General features: G+C 61.2%; 22 protein-coding genes and 1 pseudogene. 9 read left to right on the top strand and 14 right to left on the bottom strand.

Annotated features, from left to right (window positions below):
* Positions 1-28 precede the first annotated feature (28 nt).
* The 4 genes from TNEU_RS09205 to TNEU_RS09220 are packed head-to-tail and all read right to left on the bottom strand — an operon-like array spanning position 29 to position 6,399.
* Positions 29-2,137: an AAA family ATPase gene (locus TNEU_RS09205; RefSeq protein WP_012351155.1), complete on the bottom strand. Its 2,109-nt coding sequence runs from the start codon at positions 2,135-2,137 to the stop codon at positions 29-31.
* Entirely contained in the window at positions 2,130-3,290 is a 1,161-nt protein-coding gene (locus tag TNEU_RS09210) for a DNA repair exonuclease (protein ID WP_012351156.1), read from the bottom strand. Before TNEU_RS09210 ends, TNEU_RS09205 begins: the two co-directional genes overlap by 8 nt.
* The gene (locus tag TNEU_RS09215) at positions 3,287-5,113 is read right to left on the bottom strand and encodes a helicase HerA domain-containing protein (protein ID WP_012351157.1); all 1,827 of its coding nucleotides are present in this window, start codon (positions 5,111-5,113) and stop codon (positions 3,287-3,289) included. The genes TNEU_RS09210 and TNEU_RS09215 overlap by 4 nt, the downstream gene beginning before the upstream one ends.
* On the bottom strand, positions 5,110-6,399 hold the full coding sequence (locus TNEU_RS09220) for a DNA double-strand break repair nuclease NurA (RefSeq protein ID WP_012351158.1): 1,290 nt from the start codon (positions 6,397-6,399) through the stop codon (positions 5,110-5,112). The genes TNEU_RS09215 and TNEU_RS09220 overlap by 4 nt, the downstream gene beginning before the upstream one ends.
* Positions 6,400-6,515: 116 nt before the next feature.
* On the opposite strand from TNEU_RS09220, the gene TNEU_RS09225 reads away from it, so the two are divergent.
* The 4 genes from TNEU_RS09225 to TNEU_RS09240 all read left to right on the top strand — a co-directional run bounded on the left by TNEU_RS09225 (position 6,516) and on the right by TNEU_RS09240 (position 10,808).
* The gene (locus TNEU_RS09225) at positions 6,516-7,622 is read left to right on the top strand and encodes an AAA family ATPase (protein WP_012351159.1); all 1,107 of its coding nucleotides are present in this window, start codon (positions 6,516-6,518) and stop codon (positions 7,620-7,622) included.
* Positions 7,619-8,899 (top strand): vWA domain-containing protein, encoded by a 1,281-nt coding sequence (locus tag TNEU_RS09230; protein WP_012351160.1) that lies wholly within the window; start codon positions 7,619-7,621, stop codon positions 8,897-8,899. The genes TNEU_RS09225 and TNEU_RS09230 overlap by 4 nt, the downstream gene beginning before the upstream one ends.
* 20 nt (positions 8,900-8,919) lie before the next feature.
* Positions 8,920-9,339, top strand: a complete 420-nt coding sequence (locus TNEU_RS09235) for a CBS domain-containing protein (protein WP_012351161.1) — start codon at positions 8,920-8,922, stop codon at positions 9,337-9,339.
* A gap of 227 nt (positions 9,340-9,566) precedes the next feature.
* Complete coding sequence (locus tag TNEU_RS09240) at positions 9,567-10,808, top strand: DsbA family protein (RefSeq protein ID WP_148682440.1); 1,242 nt, start codon at positions 9,567-9,569, stop codon at positions 10,806-10,808.
* 282 nt (positions 10,809-11,090) lie between these two features.
* On the opposite strand, the gene TNEU_RS09245 is transcribed toward TNEU_RS09240, so the two are convergent.
* From TNEU_RS09245 to TNEU_RS09255, 3 genes are read right to left on the bottom strand one after another with little or no spacing between them, the layout of a single operon-like run.
* Positions 11,091-11,852: an ABC transporter permease gene (locus TNEU_RS09245; protein WP_012351163.1), complete on the bottom strand. Its 762-nt coding sequence runs from the start codon at positions 11,850-11,852 to the stop codon at positions 11,091-11,093.
* Positions 11,849-12,580, bottom strand: coding sequence for an ABC transporter permease (locus TNEU_RS09250; RefSeq protein WP_012351164.1), 732 nt, complete (start codon positions 12,578-12,580; stop codon positions 11,849-11,851). Before TNEU_RS09250 ends, TNEU_RS09245 begins: the two co-directional genes overlap by 4 nt.
* A complete protein-coding gene (locus TNEU_RS09255) occupies positions 12,577-13,563 on the bottom strand; it encodes an ABC transporter ATP-binding protein (RefSeq protein ID WP_012351165.1) in 987 nt (328 codons plus the stop codon). Before TNEU_RS09255 ends, TNEU_RS09250 begins: the two co-directional genes overlap by 4 nt.
* Before the next feature lie 69 nt (positions 13,564-13,632).
* Between TNEU_RS09255 and TNEU_RS09260 the strand changes: the two genes are divergently transcribed.
* Positions 13,633-14,175, top strand: a complete 543-nt coding sequence (locus TNEU_RS09260; protein ID WP_012351166.1) for a DUF998 domain-containing protein — start codon at positions 13,633-13,635, stop codon at positions 14,173-14,175.
* Positions 14,156-14,467 carry a hypothetical protein gene (locus TNEU_RS09265; RefSeq protein ID WP_012351167.1) on the top strand — a complete coding sequence of 104 codons (312 nt, stop codon included), beginning with the start codon at positions 14,156-14,158 and terminating at the stop codon, positions 14,465-14,467. Before TNEU_RS09260 ends, TNEU_RS09265 begins: the two co-directional genes overlap by 20 nt.
* On the opposite strand, the gene TNEU_RS09270 is transcribed toward TNEU_RS09265, so the two are convergent.
* The 7 genes and pseudogenes from TNEU_RS09270 to TNEU_RS09295 all read right to left on the bottom strand — a co-directional run bounded on the left by TNEU_RS09270 (position 14,429) and on the right by TNEU_RS09295 (position 19,864).
* Positions 14,429-15,718 carry an argininosuccinate lyase gene (locus TNEU_RS09270; RefSeq protein WP_012351168.1) on the bottom strand — a complete coding sequence of 430 codons (1,290 nt, stop codon included), beginning with the start codon at positions 15,716-15,718 and terminating at the stop codon, positions 14,429-14,431. The two genes, TNEU_RS09265 and TNEU_RS09270, sit on opposite strands and share 39 nt — an antisense overlap.
* A 1-nt stretch (position 15,719) precedes the next feature.
* Entirely contained in the window at positions 15,720-15,878 is a 159-nt protein-coding gene (locus tag TNEU_RS10340; protein WP_012351169.1) for a hypothetical protein, read from the bottom strand.
* Between the two features lie 49 nt (positions 15,879-15,927).
* Positions 15,928-17,118 (bottom strand): annotated as a pseudogene (locus tag TNEU_RS09275) (argininosuccinate synthase); the annotation flags it as partial.
* A 12-nt stretch (positions 17,119-17,130) separates the two neighbouring features.
* A complete protein-coding gene (locus TNEU_RS09280) occupies positions 17,131-17,316 on the bottom strand; it encodes an alpha-aminoadipate/glutamate carrier protein LysW (RefSeq protein WP_012351171.1) in 186 nt (61 codons plus the stop codon).
* A gap of 30 nt (positions 17,317-17,346) precedes the next feature.
* The gene (locus TNEU_RS09285; protein ID WP_012351172.1) at positions 17,347-18,129 is read right to left on the bottom strand and encodes a [LysW]-aminoadipate/[LysW]-glutamate kinase; all 783 of its coding nucleotides are present in this window, start codon (positions 18,127-18,129) and stop codon (positions 17,347-17,349) included.
* Complete coding sequence (argC, locus tag TNEU_RS09290; RefSeq protein WP_012351173.1) at positions 18,126-19,184, bottom strand: N-acetyl-gamma-glutamyl-phosphate reductase; 1,059 nt, start codon at positions 19,182-19,184, stop codon at positions 18,126-18,128. The genes TNEU_RS09285 and argC overlap by 4 nt, the downstream gene beginning before the upstream one ends.
* Positions 19,181-19,864, bottom strand: a complete 684-nt coding sequence (locus tag TNEU_RS09295) for a hypothetical protein (protein WP_245521957.1) — start codon at positions 19,862-19,864, stop codon at positions 19,181-19,183. Before TNEU_RS09295 ends, argC begins: the two co-directional genes overlap by 4 nt.
* On the opposite strand from TNEU_RS09295, the gene thrC reads away from it, so the two are divergent.
* Genes thrC through asd form a run of 3 tightly spaced genes read left to right on the top strand, consistent with a single transcriptional unit; the run spans position 19,853 to position 23,094 of the window.
* Positions 19,853-21,073, top strand: coding sequence for a threonine synthase (thrC, locus tag TNEU_RS09300; RefSeq protein WP_012351175.1), 1,221 nt, complete (start codon positions 19,853-19,855; stop codon positions 21,071-21,073). The genes TNEU_RS09295 and thrC overlap by 12 nt on opposite strands.
* Positions 21,070-22,062, top strand: a complete 993-nt coding sequence (locus TNEU_RS09305) for an amino acid kinase family protein (protein WP_148682441.1) — start codon at positions 21,070-21,072, stop codon at positions 22,060-22,062. Before thrC ends, TNEU_RS09305 begins: the two co-directional genes overlap by 4 nt.
* A 15-nt stretch (positions 22,063-22,077) precedes the next feature.
* A complete protein-coding gene (gene asd, locus TNEU_RS09310; RefSeq protein ID WP_012351177.1) occupies positions 22,078-23,094 on the top strand; it encodes an aspartate-semialdehyde dehydrogenase in 1,017 nt (338 codons plus the stop codon).
* The last annotated feature ends 4 nt before the right edge of the window (positions 23,095-23,098 follow it).

Raw genomic sequence — 23,098 nt, forward strand, 5'->3', positions numbered from 1 at the left:
GCTAGGCCGAACCCGCCCGGCCAGCCCCCTACAGCTGTATCACCACGTCGGCCACCTCCTCGAACTCTCCCAGGTGCGATGTGACGACTACAGTCGGCACGACGGAGGTGAGGTCTCTCACCAGCTCCACGATCTTCCTCCTGTGTTCCTCGTCGAGGTGCTCAGTCGGCTCGTCAAACATCATGAAGGGGGCACCGCCGAGGAGAGCTCTGGCGAGCGCCACGCGTAGGGAGAGGGCGAGGAGGTTCTGCTCACCCAGCGAGAGGAGCCTGTGGTCTATTGGGCCGGAGGGGGTGCTCACCTTGAGGACGTACCTCCCGTCTACCTCTGCCAGGTGGGCGGATTTAAAGGACTCCTTGTGCCTCAGCTTTAGAAACACGGCGTTGAGCTCCTCGTTTATGGCCTTCGTCAGTATCTGCCTGGCGAGGGGCTTCAGCTCCCCCAACACGGACCTGATGTTTCTAGCCGCGCCGAGCCCACGCTCCAGCTTCTCCGCCTCGGTGCGGGCCTTCGCCAGCTCCGCCTCCACAGCCGCCAGCTCCCCCCGGGCCTCCTCCAGCTGACGCCTGAGCTCCAACGCCAGCGACTTAGCCCTTAGGTACTCCTCGTGTCTAGCCCTAAGCACCGCGTACTCCTCCTCAGCCTTCTTGACCTCCGCCTCTAGTGTCTTAAGCTCCGCCTCCACAGCCGCCAGCCTCCCGTTGGCCTCCGCTATCTTCCTCTCGGCCTCGGCCTTCCTAGCCCTAAGCTCGGCCAGCCGCCTCTCCGCCTCCCCCCTCCTGGACACAAGCGCTGAGAGGTAGGCCCTCCTCCTCTCCACCTCCCTCTTCCTCTGGTAGAGCGCTTCCAGCTCCGCCAGCCTCCTCCTTGCCGCTTGGACATCCACGGAGAGGTACTGGGCGTATGTCCTGTATGTTCTGTCCAGCGCCTCCAGCCTCTTGATCTCGGCTTGAAGCTGCTCGATCTGCCTAGAGAGCCGCTCCTCCTCCTTCTCCAGCCCCAGCGCCTCCAGCTCGTGCCTCTGAACGGCCTCCCGCGTCAGAGGAGCCCCGCAGACGGGGCACCTCCCGCCCTCCGACATCTTGGCAACCCTCAACACGTCCCTCAGTAGCTCAAGCCTGGACCTCACCTCCGCGTGCTTCCTAGCCGCCTCCTCGTAGCGCCTCCTCGCCTCCTCCAGAGCCCTCGGGTCGTAGCTCCTCACCTCAGGCGGGACCCTCTCGGCGGTGGCCAGAAGCTGCCGAAGCTGGTGGTACTCCCCCTCCACATCGCCCACCTCGGGGAGTGACTTAAGCTCCTCCTCCGCCTTCCTCACCTCCTCCAGCTCCCGCTCCAGCTGCTCCAGATCCCTCTCCAGCTCAAGGGCGGCGCGCGCCCCGTCCTCCAGAGCCTTCTCAAGGGACTCCCTCTCCTTGCTAAGCGATATGTAGCGCTCCCTAAGGGCGAGGTACCTCCTCTCCGCCTCCACGAACCTCGCCTCGTCGGCCTCAAGCCTAGCCAACGCCTCCTCCGCCTCGGAAAGCCTCCTAGAGAGCGCCTCTATCCGCGACCTCAGCTGGGGGGCCCTTCTCTCGAGCTCCTCCGCCCTCCCCCCCACCCTCTCCCTCTTCGCCTTGAGTTCGTTGTAGGCCTCCCGCACCAGCTCGTCCACTTTGTCGAACTCATCTAGGCGGAGAACCCTATCTATATACTCGGGCTCCTCCAATATGAGCCTCAGCTCCCCCTGCCTAATGTATAGAAGGTGTCTAAACTCCTCAACGCCGATGCCCAGCTTAGTGGCCACAGCAGCCGTGACGTCCGCGTCCCCCCTGGCGACCGTCGACCCGTCGATGGAGAGATAGGTGCCCGAGTGGGAGCTCCCCCCCTCGCCGAACCGCCTAACGACCACCACCTCCCGCCCCATGTGGCTTAGGTGTAGCTTGACCTCCCCGGCGGCCGCCCCCCTCCTGAGGTAGTCGGCCCACCTGCCCCCCGTCCTCCTCACCCACTGGGAGCCGAACAAGGCCACGGCCACGGCCTCCATGAGGGAGGTTTTTCCAGACCCGTTGGGGCCGTATATGAAGTTCACCCCCTCCCCCAGCTTGAAGACGGCCTTCGCGTGGGCCTTGAAGTTGTACAGCTCTATCCTCCTAATCATAAAGCGCCTTGAGGATGAGCTTGTACGCCGCCTCCTTCTCCCCCTCTCTAAGGAGCTCCATAGCCCTGAGCACCACCTCGGCGTGTTGCCCAAGCTTCTCCCTCATCAGCCGCCACAGCTCCTCCATGGCGGACCCCCTTAGAGACACGGCCCTCTGCGGGGCGGCGGTTCTGTCAACAACGTCGACGTAGAGGGCTTTTGTAAACAAGGTAGCCATCTGCCTAGGCCTTAGAGCCTCCTCCAACGTACCCCACACCTCGACTCTAACCACCGCCCCCGGTTTGTCAAAAAGCTTCGCCGCCTCCTCCGCAGCCCCGTAGGCCTCCCTCCTCTCCCTGACATAGAGCCTGACCCTGTACAGAGGCCTCCCAGGGGGGATGGGGATAGCTCTGAGGGAGACCGCCCTACCGGCTACGTCTATTAAGACAGCGCCTTTCTCAGCTCTGTCCTGCGCCTTCTCAAAGCCCCCTCTGTAGTCCCAGGTCTCGAACTCCCCGACGTCCCAGACCTCAAGCGACCCCGCCCACACGGCGCCTACCGGATGCCTCGCCAGATGGTCGTGTATGTGGCCAGCGGCGATGTGTACATACGGCAGGCCTTGGAAAACCTCCTGGGGCATGGTGTATTCGTCGTCTTCGGCGGGGTACCTGGCCTTGACCCCCTCCACCGCCTGATGTATGGCGAGGACAGCCCCCGGCGGCATCCTCTGGAGAGCCCGGCGGTACTCCGCCGCGTAGTCCCTAGGCGTTGCGCATGCCCCAAATATGTGAACGCCCCCGGCGTCTACGGACTCCCAACAGAGGAGCTTCGCCAGCCTCAGCCTATCTAGAAGCCTCAGCGCCGTGTCGTAGAGGCACTCCGCCGGCCGCGGACACCTCTCCGCCTCAGCCCTATACCGGACGTAGCTGAAGTCGTGGTTTCCCCCGATTAGGTAGACAGGCGCGCCCGCCGCCTCCACGGCCTCCACAAACTTCACGAGCGCCCTCGTGGAGGGCCTCTTGAGGTCGAAGAGGTCGCCCGTTATCAAGACGGCGTCTGCCCCCCTCCCCCTCCTCAGCGCCTCCTCAAACGCTCTGAAGTAGTCCTCCTCCCTCTCCGGGAGGTGGTACTGGGCTCTGCCGAGGTGCGCATCCGAGATGTGTAGGAGCTTCATACCACCTCCAGCGCCTCCTCCAGCGCCTTGTAAACATGGTGGCACGGCTTGCCGACTCCGCAGACGGTGCAGGCGGGCCTCCCGTCTTCAATATAGACCGCCACCTCCCTGTCTCCATCCTGGAGGAGAACGCCGACGCGGCCGCCCTCCTTCCACTTGCGCAGTAGCTTAAGCCGCGAGGCGGCCATCATCACGCTGGGCGGCGGCGCCGCGTTGTATAACCTCCTCCAGTGTTGTACGACATCTGCCGTTTTGTCCCTCCTCCAAGCGCTCGCCAGATCTATGTCGGCGCCGCCGTAGTCGAGCACCCTGTCGCGTACCTTCACCACCACGGGCAACTTCGCCAGAGGCCCCAGCACCACGGCCTCCCCAACGTCTAGCCCCGGCAGGTTTTCGAGGAACTCCTGGGCTAGAAGCTCGCTGCTCTCACGGACAGCCTCCTGGTCCTTGGGGTTGACGATGCGCATTATCACCTGGCTCTGGCACTGGCTGATGACGTCTGGGTCGACCTTGCTGGGCCTCTGGCTGACGATGACTAGGTAGACGCCGAACTTCCTGCCCTCGGAGGCGACCCGGGAGAGCGCCTCGTAGGAGCGGGTCTTCCTAAGCGTTTTGGGGGGCGCGAACCGGTGGGCCTCCTCCACCAGAAGCACGACTGGCCAAGGTATCTTCAGCCCCTTCAGCGACCTCACGTGCCTCACCCTTGCCTGAAATATCCTGTTGACTATGTGGGATACGACGTAGTCCTGAACCTCCTCGTTTACCCCCGCCAGGTTTATGATGGTGATGTCGGCGAGCATCTTCGACAGGGGGGTGGACCTGGAGGAGAACACCCCCAGCCTCTGTAGCTTCTTGAGGTACGTCAAGGCGCTGAACACGGCGTGGCGATCCTTCTTCGCAATCTGCCGGAGGTCCTCCATGGGGAAATCGCCCTCTATCTTGTACTGCTGAAACAGCTTGTTGAGGGCGTTTTCCCCCCTCAGCGCTGTGTGCAACACCATGCGTAGGAAGGAGAGGCCGACGGGCTTCCCCGTGGCCTTCCTCACCTTCCTGGCGTAGGACCACGCGAGGTATATCGCGTAGCGGATCTTCTTGGCTCCGGGGGGCACCCCCGCGGCGTTGGCCAAAGCCTCAGGTTCGCCGTCTAACACGCCGATCTTGTACATAAGGTCGCCGGAGTGGTGCCTAGACACCTTCACGACGGTTGCGCTGTAGGGCCCCAGCTTGTATATCGAGTCCTTGATGGGCACGTACTCCCCGTGGGGGTCCACCACCACGATCTTGGCCCCCTTCTTCAGAAGCTCCTCGATTAAGACCACCGAGAACCACGTCTTCCCGCTGCCCGTGGCCGCGATGATGGCCACGTGCCGCTTGACGCCGTTTAGGTCGAGGCAGACCTCCAGATCCCGGCTCGCCAGCCTCCCAACGCAGAGCCCGTTCTCCACCTTGAACAGCTCCTCTATCTCGCCGTTTTCGGCCAGGTAGACCGGGGCGCCTATCCTCGGCGGGTGTTTAGGCTGCCTAAGCTCGCCCCCGTTGACGTAGCCCAGCACCTTCACCTTCGCGATCTGGACCTCCAGTATGTTGTCGGACACCTCCCTCATCACGCTGTAGAGGGGGAGGTCCCTCTTGGCGGAGTAGGGGTCTCTATACAGCTTCACGATCTGGCCAAGCAACCTCACGTTTGCGTAGTCTCCGCCCGCCGCGTCGTACTCCACGTGGTCAACGGCGACGTAGTCGTAGAGGCTGACCGGCCTCTCCGGGTCGAGGGTCGCGACGAACTCGAAGGGCGTGGCCGCGGCGACGACGTAGCCAACCCTCATAGGCCCCACGCCAGCTTCACCCTCCTGGCCACCCCCACCTCCTCGGCCATCTTCTTAAGATACACCGCGTATTCCGAAAGCTGGCTGGACTTGAAGGACGCCACCGTGTGGGCGTACCAGAGCCAGGTGTTGTAGTGCGCCGGGTCCCTGTACTGGGCCGCCAGCGTGGACGCCACATCCTCCACCTTGGCCGCGGGGTAGAAGGCCTTGACCGGGGAGCCGTCAAACATCTTGGTCCCCTCCGCCGGGAGCTCCACCAGGAGGGGGGTGTCGTCGCTCCTCAGCCGGAGGTAGAAGAGGTATATCTTGGGGAGAGCCTCCAGAGACTCCCTGATGAGGCCGGGTATATCGCTGTTGAAGCCCTCCTTCAGCCTCAGAATCATGGAGTCCTCAAGCCTATCCTCCGCCGCCTTAACCAGCTTATCCACCGTGGCCAGCCCCTTGTAGTTAATATACGCGTCGCAACTCCCCACCAGCATCGGCACCGTGTAGTGGCCGGGGGGGAGGAGGCTTGACAGAAGCTCGCCGTCTGTTACAGACTGGGCCACGAGGAGGGCCAACAGCCGCGCCCCCGCGTAGTCGTGCCCCCTAGCGGCTTTGTAGAGGTCGAGGAGCTCCCTGCGGAACCTCCTAATCCACAAGATGGAGTACCACTGCAACCCCCTCTGGAAGAGGTAGTCCCTGTAGCGCTCCCCCAGCTTCTCAAACACCACGTGCTCCTTGAGGATCTTGAAGCTGTGGTCCTTCGACACGAAGACCAGCCTTGTCCCCCGCTCCTCCGCCGTCTTTATAAGCCTAGACAGAGTGTAGAGGGCGGTCGCAAGCTCCGGCACGTAGTAGAGGTTCTGGAACTCCCTCGTCAAGATCAAGTTGTGGACTAGCCTAAGGGCTTTGGCGTATAGAGAGCCGTCCATCAGGAGGAGATCCACCCCGTGTTTCTCCACAGCCCTAATCCCCACCAGCGACTCGGCGATGACTAGGTAGGCCCACGGGAGACTTGCCGAGTCCACCGCCGCCACATCAGCTATGAACTCCCTCTCGAGGAAGTCCGGCCCCACCGCCGCCGCCCTCGCCAGCACCACCTGGTGGCCGTTGGCGAGCTTAACCACCCCGATGCCGCCGTCGACGCCGGCGGCCCTAAGCGCGGCCTCCTCCTGAGGAACCGGCCTCTTGAGTATGTAGCTGGAGAGCTCCTCCAGCGGGTAGTCCTGAAGAGATCTACTACCGAGGTACTCCCTCAGCTTCCGCCCCGCCGACGCCATAAACATGTCGAAAAAGTGGTCCACGCCTATTTTATCTACAGCACTTATATAGCTACGGTGGAAGCATACGGGGGGTGGGTAGGCCAAAACTTTCAGATGCGCCGTGTTGAAAAGATTTTAAGGGATAAACAAGTTGAAGCGTGGAGGAGCTTGTGAACAAGGTGGCGCAGGTGAGGAAAACTCTTGACTCCCTCTTCTACAAGTTCACAGACGAGATCACGGCGAGTCTCACCGCCGTGTTAACCAGGGAGAACTTCATACTAATCGGGCCTCCTGGCACCGCCAAGACGATGCTGGTTGCGTCTACCTCCAAGCTCCTCAAGGCCAGGTGGTTCTACCGCCTGTTGACCAAGTTCACGGAGGTGGAGGAGGTGATCGGCCCCATCGACGTGGTGGAGCTACTTAAGGGAAACGTCAAGAGGATATACACCAACTCGATAGTCGAGGCGGACTTCGCCCTCCTGGACGAGATCTTCAACGCCTCAAGCGCTATACTCAACACCATGCTCACAATACTAAACGAGAGGGTCATATACGACGGGGGGAGCATCATACCCGTCAAGACCTGGACCGTGTTTGGCGCAACCAACCGGATCCCAGACGAGGAGGAGCTTCAGGCGCTGTACGACAGATTCCCGCTGAGGGTTTTCACGAAATACGCCGAGCCGGACGAGACCGAGAACTTGATAAAGGCGGGGCTGAGGCTGAGGAGAGACCTAGAGAGGCTCACCCCCCTAATGACCATGGAGGAGGTGAAGAAGCTCAACGAATACGTCCAGAGCTACGTGTATGAGAACATGGACGCCATCGTGAGACACATATCGCCCATAGTCGCCTCCTACCTAGACCACGTGGTTATATCCAACAGGACCAGGGTTAAGGTCCCCCTCTACGTGGTATCCTACCTCTCAGTGTTGGGGATAAGCCCGTCTGATATCGACTCGGCGACCTTGAGGGCGGCCACGCTGAAGGTCCTCAAGTACCTGGTGAAGGACAGGGAGGATCTGTCAGAGTACGAGACCTTCCTCACCACCCACATGCCGGGGAACCTCTCCGCGCTGTACGATATGGTCAACGAAATAAAGGCGTTGGTGGCCAACAACGCGCTGTCGATCGCTAGGGAGAAGATCAAGGAGGCCTACGAGATACTGGACAAGTCGATAGCGGATCCGGTGGTCTACCGCTTCTTCCAGGTTGAGATCGAGGAGATAAAGTCCACCCTCGACATGTTGAGAAGCCAGCTGTGACCGGCGCACTTCTAAACGTGGACTACAACGACGAGCTCACCCGCCTGAGGGTACACGAGATAGTTAGATACCTCCAGCGTGTGGGTATCCCGATAAAGCTCGCCAAGATCCCCAACGAGGTAATCGCCGACTCCTTCTACGTACACTACAGGAAGCCGATACTCAGGGAGTCGCCGGGCCCCGGCGAGGCTCTGTGGTACCAGTTCCTGAGGACGTACCTATCCTCGGAGATATACCAGGAGGTCTTCCAGATCAGCCGATACAACTACCAAGTCTCAAGATCAGCCTCCGTGAAGCTACTCCGGGCCTACAACAGCTTGATGACGAGGATAGAGCGGGGCGCCGTCGGAGGCGTAGATCAGCAGGACCCCTCGGCCCAACAGCAGCTACGTCAGGAGATACAGAGCCTCCTCAGGTTCTACATGGGCAACATCAAAAACCTGGAGAAGCTCAGGAGGTCTATAACCAAGACCCTGGGCAACGAGGTTGGGAAGGAGGCGGCGGAGCTCCTCTTCGACATAGACATAGACCCCTACAGAGCCCGCCTTGCTAAAATCTTGGAGACCTTCGTGGAGACCCTCTCCGCCATCCAGGAGGAGCTGGAGGAGGGGGCGCAGGAGGAGAGAAAAGGCGTGATCTCCGGCATAGCCCGGCTCAGGGCTTTCGAAGATCTTCAGAGGGCTACGCCCCTGAGCAAGGCGATATACCTCCACTCAAGAGCGCTGTTTGGCTACAAGATCGCCACCAAGTCGCTCTCTATCTACGACACGTCGTTGGACACCCGCGAGAAGATATACCTCCTCATAGACAAATCGGGCTCCATGTTCTACACACTCTACGACGGCGTGGCGATGGACATGACCCAGAAGATCACCTGGGCAACGGCGCTGGCGGTAGCCCTCATGAAGAGGAGCAGGAGGACCGTGTTGAGGTTCTTCGACCAGATGGTCTACCCGCCCATATACAGCACCAAGGAGATAATAAAATCCCTCCTGCGGGTCCTCCCCCTGGGGGGAACCGACATAACGGCGGCGGTTCACACAGCCATAAGAGATGCAAAACAGCAGGGACTCCACAGCTACAAACTCGTCATAGTTACCGACGGCGAAGACGACATGGTACACCCGGAGGTGCTCAAGGCGGCGAAAGCCGCCTTTAGAGAGGTGAAGGCGGTGTTAATCGGCGGAAACAACGAGGTAATAGAGGAGAATCTGCCAACGATAAAGATAAGCACTATCAACATAGAATCTCTTAGGAAAACGCTAAAAAGTATTTAAGGACGCTCCCCGACATATACATGAACTGTGGAGACATCGCCGCAAAACCTCCTGTCGTCGTTACGCCAGACGCCACGGTGGAGGAGGCCGCGGAGAAGATGATCACGCACAGGGTGGGCCTCTTGGTGGTGGTAGACAAGGAAACCCGGAGGAAGCCCATCGGCGTAGTCTCCGAGAGGGATCTCCTAAAGGCCGTCGCGGGGAAGATGCCCCCCACCACAACGGTGGATAAGGTGGGCACCATGGGGAACTACGTATACGTCTACGCCGACGACCCCATAACCGTAGCCGCGCGCAAGATGAAACAAAACAACGTGAGACACGTAGTCGTCCTGGACAGAGGCGGAGAGCTATACGGCGTAATCTCCATACGGGACCTCATAGGCGAGAGGAAGGTGCTCGAAATACTGGCCAAGGAGTGGGCTCCCTCAATGGAATAGTTTTTAAACGCTTCCCCTCCGCGGCGCCTGCCCTCGCCCCGGGAGGGGGGCCTCTGGGACGTGCTCAACGGCTAGGGCTCTTTATGGAGCTGAGGAACGTACGCCTCAGCCGGCCGGCGAGCCCATGATCGAAGCGTCGAATCCGACGTGGACCGTCCGAAGAGTGCGAGGCGGTTGGGTGGCTTAGGGGGTAGCAAATGTTTTTAAACATCCCGCAAGGCCCCGCCATGAATAAAAACGTCATAGTTGGGATTGTGATAGCCGCGGTGGTTGTGGCCATAGCCGCCGTGGCTCTCTACAAGAATCCGCCTAAATCCGCCCCGGCTCCCCCCGGCGGCACCCCCCCTGCGGGGACTCTATACATCTACCGCGTCAGGGTGGAGAGCGGCCACGCCATTGAGATGACGGCGTACTACGCCCCCCTGGCGAACGGGCTGTTTTACGGCCAGGTGGCAAACCAGACACGTACCTACTTCCTGGTTAAAGACGGGATGATCAACGTCCTAGCCCAGTCGGGGGACAACAGCCAGAGGGCCACCTACTACAACAAGCTTCTAGAGATATGCGTCAACAGCACCACCGCCGCCACGGTGGCGGGCGAGAAGATAACTATAGGCAGTAGCAGATGCACGCCCTCTCCCAACCCCCTGCCCGCAGTGAAGACCTTCGACGACCTCCTCATGCTGATCCAGGGCTTGCCGGGCCCCGTCAACGGAACTGGCTGGGTTAAATCCGGCGTTGCCCAGACCCCCTTCGGCCAAGCGACTGTGTATACGAACAAGACCGAGGTGCCCATAGTGGTTGGCCTAACAGCGGTCTTGAGCTACGAGAAGCAGGTCCTGCCGGACGGCTCCCTATACTCCTTCAAGGTGCAACTCGCCTATGGGACACAGGTGGCCGCGACGCTGACGTACACCCTCGTCAACAAGAGCCAGATCACGCCGGAGGTGAGGACCATCATAGAAGATCTCTCGGTCCCAGTCGCCGCCGCTGGGGGAGGAGGCCTAGACATCTTGAAGGTAGCTGAGAAGATAGGCATGTCGTATAACGGGACGTGGCCCGCCGCCGTGGTCTTCTTCGACCTGGAGTGCCCCTACTGCGCCCGCCTCTTTGTACACAACTACACCCTGTTCCAGGGCCACAAGCTGGTCCTCGTCGACCTCGTGGTCCACCCCGAGGCCCTCCCGGCGCATGAAAGGCTGAGGTGCCTATACAAGAACTCGCCGGCGGAGGTTATCCCAACGCTGAGGCAGCTCTACGCCAGGTTCCTCGCAGGAGACAGCAACTACACCAGCGTTCTCCCACAGGATAGGTGCCCCATCGACGCAAACGCCGGCATGCAACTGGCGACACTCCTCGCTGGGCAAAACGTGGGGACCCCCATGGTCGTGGTGGTCTACCCAAACGGCACCTTCACAACAATTGTGGGCTACGACCCAAAGGCAATAGCGGCGGCGCTGAAGGGCTAAACCCCCAGGTGGGGCGGTTCACCTCTTTAAACGATGGAGAATCCACGTTTTGACGCAGGTGGGAGAATATACTGTCCGGCAGGTGGGAGAATATACTGTCCGGCAGGTGGGAGAATATACTGTCCGCAACGGTAGGGGGCGGCGTCTCAAGAGGTGCCCCGACCGCGCTTGGAGGAGGGCCGTCCGGCTCCATACATGGTGCGCCTGGGGCTGTTGGGCCGTCGAAGGCGCGGGCGAGGCGACTTGGTGAAAGAACGACGGGGCAAACGGACCGCCGGGTTTTTAGCTATATCTCTTTATTGAGCGGAAGTATATAGTGGCGGCTACTATGGAGGGGATCAGCATGAGGGTTGCCAGGGCGTACATCGTGGGGTCGCCTCTTCCTCGGGCGGCGTAGCTCCAGAGCAATATGGGGGCTGTCACAAATCCTGGGCTTGTGGTAAAGGCGGTTTTTATGTACGTATCGAAGGAGTTGGCGAAGACGATGAGGAAGGTGGCGACAAACGCCGGCATCATTATAGGCAACACCACGGCGGACACGGTTTTGGCCTCAGAGGCGCCGAGCACCCTCGCGGCCTCCACAACGTTCCTCCCCACGTATGACATGTAGGGCACCAGTAAGACGTGGGCCGTGGGGAGGGTGTAGGCCAGGTGGGCGAGGAATACCCCAATGGGGCCGAAGAGGTCGACGCCGGTGTAGCTTTTCGCCAGCGTGAGAGCGGCGGCGAAGGCGAGGGCTTCTGAGACCTCGGGCATCACCACCGCACCCTGTGACAGAACCACGTATCTGTCGCCCCTAAGGCTGTAGGCCATGAATAGCCCTAGTAATGTGGAGGCCGCGGAGACGGCGAGGGCGATCAGCAGGCTGTTCAGCAGCGCCTGCCACGCCTGCTCCCACTGGAGCAACGACAGGTACCACCGGACGGTGAAGCCGCCCCAGACGTAGGGGAGCTTGCTGTCGTTGAGCGACAGCGCCACTATTACCGCCACGGGCGTGTACAACGCGGCTATGAGTCCCCAGGTGTATAGCCTTAAAGCCCTCATATCGAGAGGGAACGTATCGTCCGCACCACTATGTAGGTCGCCAACAGCGACATGCCGGTCAACATAAGCGATAGCACGCTCCCGCTGAATATGTCCCTAGCCTTGAAGTAGAGGTCCCATATGTAGTTGCCGAATGTGTAGACCTTCCAAGCGCCGAGTACAGCCGGCATAATGACTTCCCCCGCGGCGAACAGGAAGACCAATATGAAGGCGGCCGCCACCCCCGGCAGAGTAAGCGGTAGCTCCACCCGGAGGAAGGCTTGGATCCTGGAGGCGCCCAGCGCCCTAGCTGCGTGGACGGGGGACTCGCTCAGCTTCTCCGCAGAGGCGTAGAGGGTAAGCAGGGAGTAGGGGAGGTACTCGTAGACCATACCCACCAAGACGCCTAGGGGTTGCCCCCAGAGGGCCACGCCAACCGTCTTCTCCAATACGGCGTATAAGACGAGGAGGGAGTACGCCTTGAGGAGCGTGCCCACCCAAAGCGGGGCCGTGAGAAGGGCAAACTCCAGCTCCGTCCCCCTCTTGGCTAGGTAGTAGGCGGCGGGGTAGGCGACGGCTATGGAGATCGCCGCGGCGGTTGCGGCTAGGAGGAGGGTGGACGCCACCATGGATAGGGAGGGTAGCCGTAGCTCTCCCCCCTCTGTGATGTAGTACCCCAGCGCGAGAAACGGAGCGTAGAAGAGCAACACCACAACGGCGAAGGAGACCGCCGCTATTTTCTTAATCATTCCTCCACCACGTAGACATCCCTTGCGTCGAACCCGAATTCAACCTCGTCGTTGAGCGCGACTGGGGTGTCTAGATCCACGTAGGCCTTGATGACGTGGCCGTCGCTCTGTATCTCCACCTTGAGGTAGTGCCACATGAAGGTGACGTCAACCACCCTGCCGCGGAACCTGTAGGTCGTGTTGCCGCCCAACACGACGTCCTCTGGGCGCACCACAGCGTAGCCCCCGCTTGAAATCCCGAGCGCTGCGGCGGGCAGTATGTTGGCCTCTCCGAAGAACTCCGCGACGAATCTGTTCCTAGGTCTCCTATAGAGCTCGATGGGTTTCCCCACCTGCACCACCACCCCGTCTCTGACGAGAGCGATTCTATCCCCCACCTCCACGGCCTCGTGTCTGTCATGTGTGACGTAGATCAGGGTGAAGCCGAGCTTGTTATGGAGCACCTTCAGCTCCTCCAAAAGCCTGCTTTTGATGTCTACATCGATGTGGCTGAAGGGCTCGTCGAGGAGGAGCACCTCCGGCTCCACCACCAACGCCCTCGCCAAGGCAACCCTCTGCTGTTGGCCCCCCGACAGCTGATGTATCCTCCTCCTCCCGTGTTGCGAGGGGTCGAGGCGGACAAGCTCCAGCGCCCACCTCACCCTCTTCCTCACCTCCTCCTCGGGCACCCTCCTCACCCTAAGCCCGAATGCCACGTTTTCAAACACGTCTAGATGCGGGAAGAGGGCGAGGTCTTGAAACAGCATGGAGACCCCCCTCCTCTCTGGCGGGAGGTCTGTCACGTCTTTCCCCCCTATATAGACCCTCCCCGCAGACGGTTTGACGAAGCCGGCAATCGTCCTTAGGATTGTGGATTTGCCGGAGCCGGATGGCCCTAGAAGCACCATCCCCTCCCCCGCCTCCACGTTTAGATTAACGTTCTTAAGGGCTAGAAAATCGCCGTATCTAACGGAGACGTCTTGGAGCTCCACCGCAAGCCCCACGCGTCGATAAAAGGGGTTGTTTATATACCATAGCCGGTAATACTTTAAAAAATCTAGCCGGGAGAGCCCGTGAGGATATGTAGAGCCTTTCTCGCAGTAGGCGTGCTTCAGTTCATGTCGGCTGTCCTAGTAGCCGAGCGTTTGTATCCCGGCTACAGCCCCTCTACTCACTACATCAGCGACTTAGGCGCTGCGGCGGCCCCCACCGCCGCTCTTTTTAACATAAGCGCCGCGGCGCTGGGCATAGCAGGCGTTGCCGCCGCGTTTTGCCTAAGGAGGGCTCATCCAAGGGGGTGGCCTCTGCTGGCCTCAGCCTCGGTGGGGGTCGTGGGGGTGGCCCTCTTCCCAGAGGACGCCGGGCTCCCCCATTTCATATCTGCCTTCACGGCGTTTATCTGCGGCGCAGCCTCAACGGCTGTGATCGGCGCCGAGGCAGGAGGCGTCTACAGAACGCTCGGCGTTAGTCTCGCCGCTTTGTCCACAGCCGCCTTGTCGTTGATGGCGGCAGGCCTGGAGACCCCGCTCGGCGCCGGGTGTCTAGAGAGGCTGGTGGCCTACCCAATACTTATATTCTACATGGCTTACGGCTTCGGTGGTGAAGAAACTGGTTAGAGTCGTGGCGGCGGTCCCAACGGGGCACCGCCACCTCAGGATGTTGCTCTACTTTGACGACGGAGATGTGGCACTCCTGACGGAGGCCCTCGCCGCCGGTTTAGCAAGGGCTTATCTAGACGTGGTGGGGCACCCCACCAGGCGCGGCGTTGTGATGTGCGTGAAAGATGTCGAGGGAAAGCCGGGATATGCGAAGACGCAACTGGTCGAGTGCGGCGGGGAGGAGGAGGCGGTGCAGGAGGTAGACGCCGCTCTAGAGAGGCTTCTCTCTGCAAAAGACCAGCCGCGCTGATGCCGCCCTCTTCACCTCCTCGGGGTTCGCGGAGCCGCGGGTGGGTCTCCTCAGCGCCTCGTCCACGGGCAGAAGCCTGGCGGCCCCCTCCCTTATCTCCCTAGCCAACTGGAAGTAGGCGCGGCGGAACGGCACGCCGCGGAGGGCCGCCTCCTCGGCGGTGTCGGATGAGGTGGAGTAGTACCTCTCCGCGTCCCGTCTAGCCCTCCCGCAGTCGAAAGACATCTTCTCGAGGAAGTCGGTGAACACCTCTACGCCCTCGGAGGCTATGTTCAACACGGCCCAGAGGTGCCTCGTGGCCTCCTGGAGGTCTAGGCTGTAGCCCATCCCGATCTTCATAACTACTGCGTGTAAGGCGGCGAGGTGGCCGAGGGCCTCGGCGGCTCTAGCCCTAAACACCTCCAGCGTTACCAAGTTCCTCTTGTGCGGCATTATGCTACTGGTCGAGACGTGGCTGTCGGGCGCCGCGACGTAGCCGACAAGAGGGCTGTTCCACCTGATGAAGTCGTCCACGGCGCGGGACAGCTCAACCAAGAAGGAGACCACGGCGGAGGCCAGCGCCAGCGCGAAGAAGCGGCTCCCCGAGGCGTATAGGGCGTTCTCCACCACCCCCTCGAAGCCCGCGAGCTTAGCCACCCTCTCGCGGTCTATGGGCGCCCTGGCCCCGCCGGCGGGCCCCGCGCCGAGGGGCGACCTCTTGAGCAACTCCTCCACCGGCTTCAAGACGTGGAGAAACTCCCCCGCCAGCTCGTCCACCGCGAGGAGGTAGTGGCCGAAGGTGATGGCTTGGGCCGGCTGGAAGTGGGTGAAGCTGGGCATGGCGCAGTCTGCATACTCCAGCGCCCTCTTCGCCAAGACGCACCTCATCCTCTCTACCGCTTTCTTCAGCACGCCGGTTTTCCTAAGGGCGGCGAGCCTAATCGCAGCCGCTACGTGGTCGTTGCGGGAGCGGCCTAGGCCGATCCAACCCGCCACCTCCTCCCCGAGCCTGTCCACCAACCACTTCTCCAAGGCCTCATGCACATCCTCGAACTCGCTTGTTAGAAGCCGCTCCGGCTCCACCTCGCGCAGGGCCTTCGCCACGGCTTCGGCTGCCTCCTTAGGCGCCGCACCAACCTCCGCCAGATGTCTAACGTGTGCCTCCATGATCTTTACCACCTCCTCCACAATCTCGGCGTCGTCTCTAATGCTTGATGTGTACCTCCTGACGAGTTCCCCCTCTCCTCCTATCCAGGAGCGGTAGAAGGACATGCTACGTGGTCACCTCCAGCCTCTCGGTGAGTAACTCGGTGCCGCACTTTGGGCAACAGTACGTCACAACGACGTATCTCTTCGTCTGGTTTCTACGTCCACATTCCACCGGCCTCACGGGTTTTTTGCAGTTTGGACACACCACGGTTCTTTGCCCCATCGCCCCCTAGAAAAATATACAATATAAAACCTTATCCCAACTATATAGACTATTTCTCCGGGCGTCTCCGCCTCAGCGCAGTAAGCGAGTGGAGACTCCACATCTCTATGAAGCCTCTTGCCTCCTCGTCGCTGGGGTACCACCCAGCGCTGTAGTCCGCCAGCTCCCTGCTGTAGCCGCCATACGGCGAATCGCGGCCCACAACCTGCACAGAGCCCTTGTAGAGCTTGACCCTCACCTCCCCGGTTACCCACCTCTCCATCTCCTCGGCGGCTTTCTCCAGCGCTGTGCGGAGCGGCTCCACCCAGAGCCCCTGGTATACCAAGTCGGCCCACTGGGGGTCGAGGACGTGGTGTTTAAACCTGAGCTCCCTCGGCGTTAAGACCAGCTTCTCGAGGTCTCTATGGGCGTGGAAGAGCACCACCGCGGCGGGCGCCTCGTACACCTCCCTGCTCTTGAAGCCCACGAGCCTGTTCTCCACGTGGTCTATGCGCCCAACGCCGTGGGAACCCGCGATTTGGTTAAGGGCGGCGACAAGCGAGACCATGTCCATCTTCTCCCCGTTTATCGAGGTGGGCACGCCGTCTTTGAAGCCGATCGTGATATAAGCCGGCTCGTGCGGCGCCTTCTCCGGCGAGACGGTCCACTTGAAGGCGTCTTCCCCCGGCTCGGCCATGGGGTCGTCGAGAGGCCCCCCCTCTATGGACCGGGTCCAGAGGTTGTCGTCAATGCTGTACTTCTTGTGCTCCTCGCCTATCGGTAGCCCGTGTCTTCTGGCGTACTCGATCTCCTCAGCCCGCGTCATCCCCCAGATCCTCGCAGGCGCTATGATCTTCAAATCCGGGGCGAGGGCCTTCACCGTCACGTCGAACCTCACCTGGTCGTTGCCCTTGCTGGTGGAGCCGTGCGCCACCGCGTCGGCGCCCACCCTCCTCGCCACCTCTATGGCCTTAGCCGCTATTAGGGGCCTCGCGAGGGCTGTGCCCAGGGGGTAGACCCCCTCGTACATGCCGTTCATTAACACGGCGCGGGCTATGTACTCATCGGCGAAGTCCCTCTTGGCGTCTATGTAGAAGTGCTGGACGGCGCCGGCCTTGTACGCCCTCTCCTCTATCTTAGAGAAGTCGTCCTCCTGCCCAACGTCTACCGTTACGGTGTAGACCTCCGCGTTGAATTTCTCCCTCAGCCACCTGATAGCTACGGTGGTGTCCAGACCCCCCGAGTAGGCGAGAACTACCTTGCTCGCCCCGACTTACTCGCCATAGTCCTCCACGTCGCCTTTGAACTCCTCCAACGTGACGGAGCCTCCCTTCACCCTCACGATGTATCTAGCGCCGCATGTGGGACAGCTGGCGATTTCGCCGTCCATCACGTCCTCCGGTAGCTCAAACTCCGTACCGCAGACCTTACATGTTACGACCAGTTTCTGCTTAGCCATGGTCAGCCAAACGGGACCCCTATATAAACCTTATCCCTTGACCACGTGGGTCCCGCGGCCGGAGAGGGCGGCGTCGATGGGCTTATCCACAAGGCCGTTTGAGATCACCACCTCAAGCCCCAGCTTAGCCGCCTCCGCCGCCATCAGCAACTTCCTCTTCATGCCGCCCCTCACCTCCTCGTTTTTGACCAACTCCTCCGCCTGAGCGGCCGTGAGCCGCGGCACCACGCTTCCGCCTATTATCAAGCCGTCTACGTCGCTGAGCAACACCAGCCGCTCTGCCCCAAGCCTCTTCGCCACGTCGAAGGCCAGCTGATCCCCGTCGATGTTGAGAAGCTCCCCTCTCTCCGACACCGCCACGGGCGATAGGACCTTGAGAGGCGGAGGCCTCAGCTTGTCCACGGCGATGTCGACCACGCGCCCCACGTATCCGCCGTCCACCACCCTCTGCCTACCTCGCTCGTCTACCACAAGAACCTTCTCCTTCCGCCTAGCTTTAACAACGCCGAGGTCGGCGCCTGTGAGGCCAAGCGCCTCCACCCCCAACGCGTGGAGAGACGCCACTATGGACTTGTTGATCCAGGACATAGCCATGACGAAGACCTTTAGAGTTTCCAGGTCAGTGTACCGGCTCACCAGGCCGCCCGGGTGGGTTAGGAACTTTGGCTCAACTCCCATCCTCTTCAGCAGGTCGTTGACGAGGCAACCCCCGCCGTGGACCACCACGGCCTTGTCTGCGTAGTTCGGCAGATTCTCCACCACCTTGGTGGGGTCCTTACACACCACAGACCCGCCTATCTTCACCACAATCATATGGGGGCCACCGGGATCTGCCGCAAGCCCTCGTCCTCGGGGAAGCCCATCGCGACGTTGAAGGCCTGCACCGCCTGGCCGGAGGCGCCCCGCACCAAGTTGTCTATCGCCGCGAAGGTCACCACCCTGTTGAGCCTCGGGTCCAGCTCAAATCCCACGTCCACCACGTTGGAGCCGAGGACGTACTTCACGTTGGGGTAGCGGGAGATGCCCAACCTATCTTTCACTATTCTAATGAACTTGGAGTCGCCGTACATGGACCTGTAGTACTTCCACATGTCCGCCTCTGCCGGGAGCTTGTCTAGATAGACGTGGCCTGTTGTGAAGATGCCTCTTACTATGTCCACGGCGTGCGGCGTAAAGGCCACCCTCACCCGCCTGCCAGCCAGGCGGCTCAGCTCCTGCTCTATCTCCGCGATGTGGCGGTGGTGTACAGGCTCGTAGGGTCTAACCACGTACGTCCTATAGCTGTGGAGGTCGACGATGGACCCCTCCGCCCCCGCCCCGCTGGAGCCGATCTTGGCGTCGACCACGGGGGGCACCTCCCCCAGCTGGCCGTACTTCGCCAGAGGCGCCAACATAAGGATCGAGGCGGTCGCCATACATCCGGGCACAGCCACAAGCTTAGCCCCGACGAGCTCGTCGCGGTGTAGCTCCGGCTGGCCGTAGACGGCCTTCTGGAGGAGGTCGGGGTAGGGGTGGGGCTGCGGCCACTTGTACCACTCCACGTAGGCGTTGGGGTCCTTGAGCCGGAAGTCGGCGCTTAGGTCGAAGACCGCCACCCCGGACTCGTAGAGCTTGGGGACCCACTTCACAGACTCGCCGTGGGGGAGGGCGAGGAAGACCACGTCGGCTTTCAACGCTGCGTCTATGGTGGGCTCCACGAACTTCAGCTGGGTGAAGCCTCTGAGGTTTGGGTGGACCCTATAGACGAACTCCCCCTTGAACTTCCTAGAGGTGGCGCATACCACCTCAACCCCGCTGTGGCTCAGCAACAGCCTCAGCAACTCGCCTCCCGTGAAGCCCGAGGCCCCGATTATGCAGACCTTCTTCATAGCAGCTCCGCCACCTGCCTAGCCTCCTCCCTATTCTCCAGCTCGGGCACGGGGTCTACGTCGATGACGTATTTCCTACCGCCGTATTCGCCGAAGGTTATCCTGGCATACATCAGCCCTAGATACTTCAGCACCTCGGCCGCCTCCCCCGTGGCGTTTTTAACAGTGGCAAACACCGACTCGGACCTGGCGGGCTTGGGGACAACTATCGTCACCTTTGCCAGCGGGTTCCTCATGTATATCCTGTGCTCCACCACGCTCTTGCCCCCCTCCACGCTTGTGACACCGCCGTCTAGCCCAAGCCGCCAGGCCGTCAGCAGAAGCCAGGGCTTCTCGATCTCCACCTTCTCCACGGCCACGTCCGAGGAGACCACAGCGTAGGGAGGGCCGAACTTGGGCATCCAGACGAGCCTGTTTAAGGCGGCGGAGATGGAGCCGACAGGGTTTACGCTACGGTCGGCCAGAGAGCCGTACACGACGGCGGCGTAGGGGTTTCTAATCCTCAGAAGAGCCAGGCCGGAGATCTTGTGGATAGGTACCTCGGACACGTTCACAACCACGGCTTTGGTGCCCCTTGCGGCCAGGGCGTCAGCTATAAGCTTTTCGGAGATTGTAGGGCTGTCTGTGAGGATGTATATCGCCCCATTTTCCCCTCTGGCCCCAGATCCATGCCACCCCACATAGGTCCTCTATTTAAATCTTTTCACATCCAAAAAGGTTATAAGGAGAGGTTTTTCTCCGGGCATGGCCGTTTCGGGGACAATCCCTACCTCAAGTGCATAAGTTGCGGGGCAACCTACGCCCAAGACTACCGGCTCTACCGGTGCCCAAAATGCGGCGGTCTCCTCGACGTGGTTGTGCCGGGGAAGTACTGGGCGCCAAAGGGCAGAGGCCTCTGGCGCTACGCCACCATGCTACCCCTTAGAGATGGGGTATCCCTCGGCGAGGGTCAGACCCCCCTCGTCAAATCCAACCTAGACGGCCACCTATACGTCAAGTTCGAGGGGGCCAACCCCACCGGTAGCTTCAAGGACCGGGGCATGGCGCTGGGCGTCACGGTGGCTAAAGAAAGCGGCGCGTCGAAGGTCGTAGTGGCCTCCACCGGAAACACCGCCGCCTCAGCGGCCGCCTACGCCGCCAGAGCCGGGCTGAAGTGCTACGTGGTTCTGCCGAGGGGCAACGTGGCTAGAGGCAAGCTCATGCAGGCGGCGCTACACGGAGCCGAGTTGCTCATGGTGAGCGGCCTCTTCGACAAAGCCCTTGAATACGTGGTAACCCACGGCACCAGGTACGCGTATCCGCTGAACAGCTTCAACCCCTGGAGGCTCGAGGGGCAGAAGACCCTGGCTTTCGAGGTGTACGAGGAGCTCGGTTGCCCAGACTACGTGGTGGTGCCCGTCGGAAACGCCGGCAACATTGCCGCGATATGGAAGGGCTTCAAGGAGTTGGGCGAGCTGGGCCTATGCAAGAAGTTGCCCAAGATGGTGGGGGTACAGGCGGAGGGGGCCGCCCCCCTTGCCAACGCGTGGCAGAGGGGGCTCAAGGAGCCTCTCTTCATCGACGAGCCGGAGACCGTCGCCACCGCCATAAAGATCGGAAAACCTATAAACTGGCCTAAGGCCATGGCGGCCGTGCGGGAGTCAGGCGGCTTCTTCATAGCTGTTTCAGACGGCGAGATACTCAAAGCGCAGAGGCTACTCGCGTCGAGAGACGGCATAGGGGCTGAGCCGGCCGGCGCCGCGTCGGTCGCGGCGGCGCTGAAGCTGAAGCTAAACGGCACCGTGGTGGCGGTTGTCACAGGACACGCCCTTAAGGACCCAGACGCCGTGGAGATAAACGCTCGGGAGGTGAGAAACGCCGAGGAGCTCGTCGAGCTGTTGGAGAAATGAGGCAGGTGGTCAAGATAGGCGGATCCCTGCTTAGGTCAGCCGGAGACTTCGCCAGGGCGGCCGACTACATAGCCAAGTTCCCCGAACCCCCCGTCGTAGTGGTCTCAGCCATGAAGGGCATCACCGACATGTTGCTGGAGCTTGAGAAGACGAGGAGCTACCTCCTCTACGAGGAGGTGCTCCACAGACACATTGCGGTGGCTAGGAGCCTGGGGGTTGAAGACAGGGTGTCCCCGCTCCTCAAGGAGCTGGAGCACGCGCTCACTCTGCCCAAGGCGGAGTGGTCGACGGACCACTTCGCCTCATTCGGCGAAAGGCTATCCGCCACCATCCTACACGCGGTTTTAGAAAAGAGGGGCATCCCGGCGAGGCTCTACATAGCCCCCATCGAGACAGACAGCAGATTCGGCAACGCGGAGCCTCTGAGGCTCCACCACCGAGACGAGCTGTCTAGGGGAGACGCCGTTGCGGTGGTGACGGGCTTCATCGGGAGAGACGGGGAGGGGAGGTACACCACGGTGGGCAGAGGCGGCAGCGACTACACCGCTACGTACATAGGCAAGGAGATCGGGGCGAGGAAGGTCTCGCTGGTCACCGACGCCCCGGGGGTAATGACGGCGGACCCCAAGGAGGTGGAAGACGCCGAGGTGCTACCGCTGATGTCCATACAGGAGGCCATAGAGGCGGCGCGGGCGGGCGCCAAGAACTTCCACCCCAGGACCTTCATCCCAGTGGTCGAGGCGGGCAACATGGCCGTGGAGGTGAGGAGCTACAGCAACCCCGGGACCCTCATCACCAACCTCTACTCCCCACCCCCCTACAAGGTGGTGACCCGATGCGGACAAGGCAGTTGCGTGGTGGGGCTGGCGGCCCGCGAGCTCGTAAAGCTGGGCGGGGTGGCGCTGGGGGACTACACCGTGAAGCTGGAGATCCCGCCGCGGCAGGTACACGAGTTCCTAGTAAAGCCGTACATCAAATATATAAAGTAGCAGGGACGCATATATATGGACCGCCTTAGGGTATATATCCTGGGCGCCACCGGCTTAGTGGGGCAGAGATACGTCCAGATGCTGGCTAAACACCCCTGGTTCGAAGTGGCGGGCCTGGCGGCCTCCGAGAAAAGCGCAGGCAAAACGCTACAGCAGGCGGGGTGGGTGCTGGACGAGCCGCCGCCTCCCCAGGTGGCCGAGATGAAGATAGAGAAGCTAGACGTGGAGAAGATCCCCCGGGTAGACTTCGTATTCTCGGCGCTACCCAGCGAGGTGGCCGCCAAGGTGGAGCCCCAGCTGGCCGCCAGGGGGCACGTGGTGCTGTCGAACTCCAGCAACATGCGCATGGACCCCGACATCCCCCTTGTGGTGCCCGAGATAAACCCCGACGACCTCTCCCTGCTGGAGAGGCAGAAGGCCGAGAGGGGCTGGAGCGGCGGCGTGGTGAAAAAACCCAACTGCACAACCACCATACTCAACCTCCCCCTGAAGCCCGTCTTAGACGAGTGGGGCATAGAGAAATTACACGTAGTAACTATGCAGGCCCTCAGCGGCGCGGGATACAGCGGGGTGCCCAGCGTGGCTATCACGGACAACCTCATACCCTACATAAGAGGCGAGGAGGAGAAGGTGGTCTCCGAGACCAAGAAGATACTTAAGACAGACTTCGAGATCTACGCCACTACGACGCGCGTCCCCGTCCTAGACGGGCACACGGAAGTCGTGTACGTAGACACCAAGAGGGATTTCGACCCAGCCGCCGTGGCCGACGCCTTCGCCAAATTCAGAGGCCTACCCCAGGAGCTCAAGCTCCCCACAGCCCCCGAGAGGCCCATAGAGGTGAGGCCCCAGATAGACCGGCCGCAGCCGCGGCTGGACAGATGGGCCGGCAACGGCATGGCAGTTGTGGTGGGGAGAATCAGGAGGCTGGCGCCGCGGAAGCTCGCCTTCGTCGTACTAGGCCACAACACGGTGAGAGGCGCCGCCGGCAACTCCATACTGACGGCTGAGCTCATGGTGAAGACCCGATAGAGGC

It is taken from the genome of Pyrobaculum neutrophilum V24Sta (genome assembly GCF_000019805.1).
Classification (GTDB): domain Archaea; phylum Thermoproteota; class Thermoprotei; order Thermoproteales; family Thermoproteaceae; genus Pyrobaculum; species Pyrobaculum neutrophilum.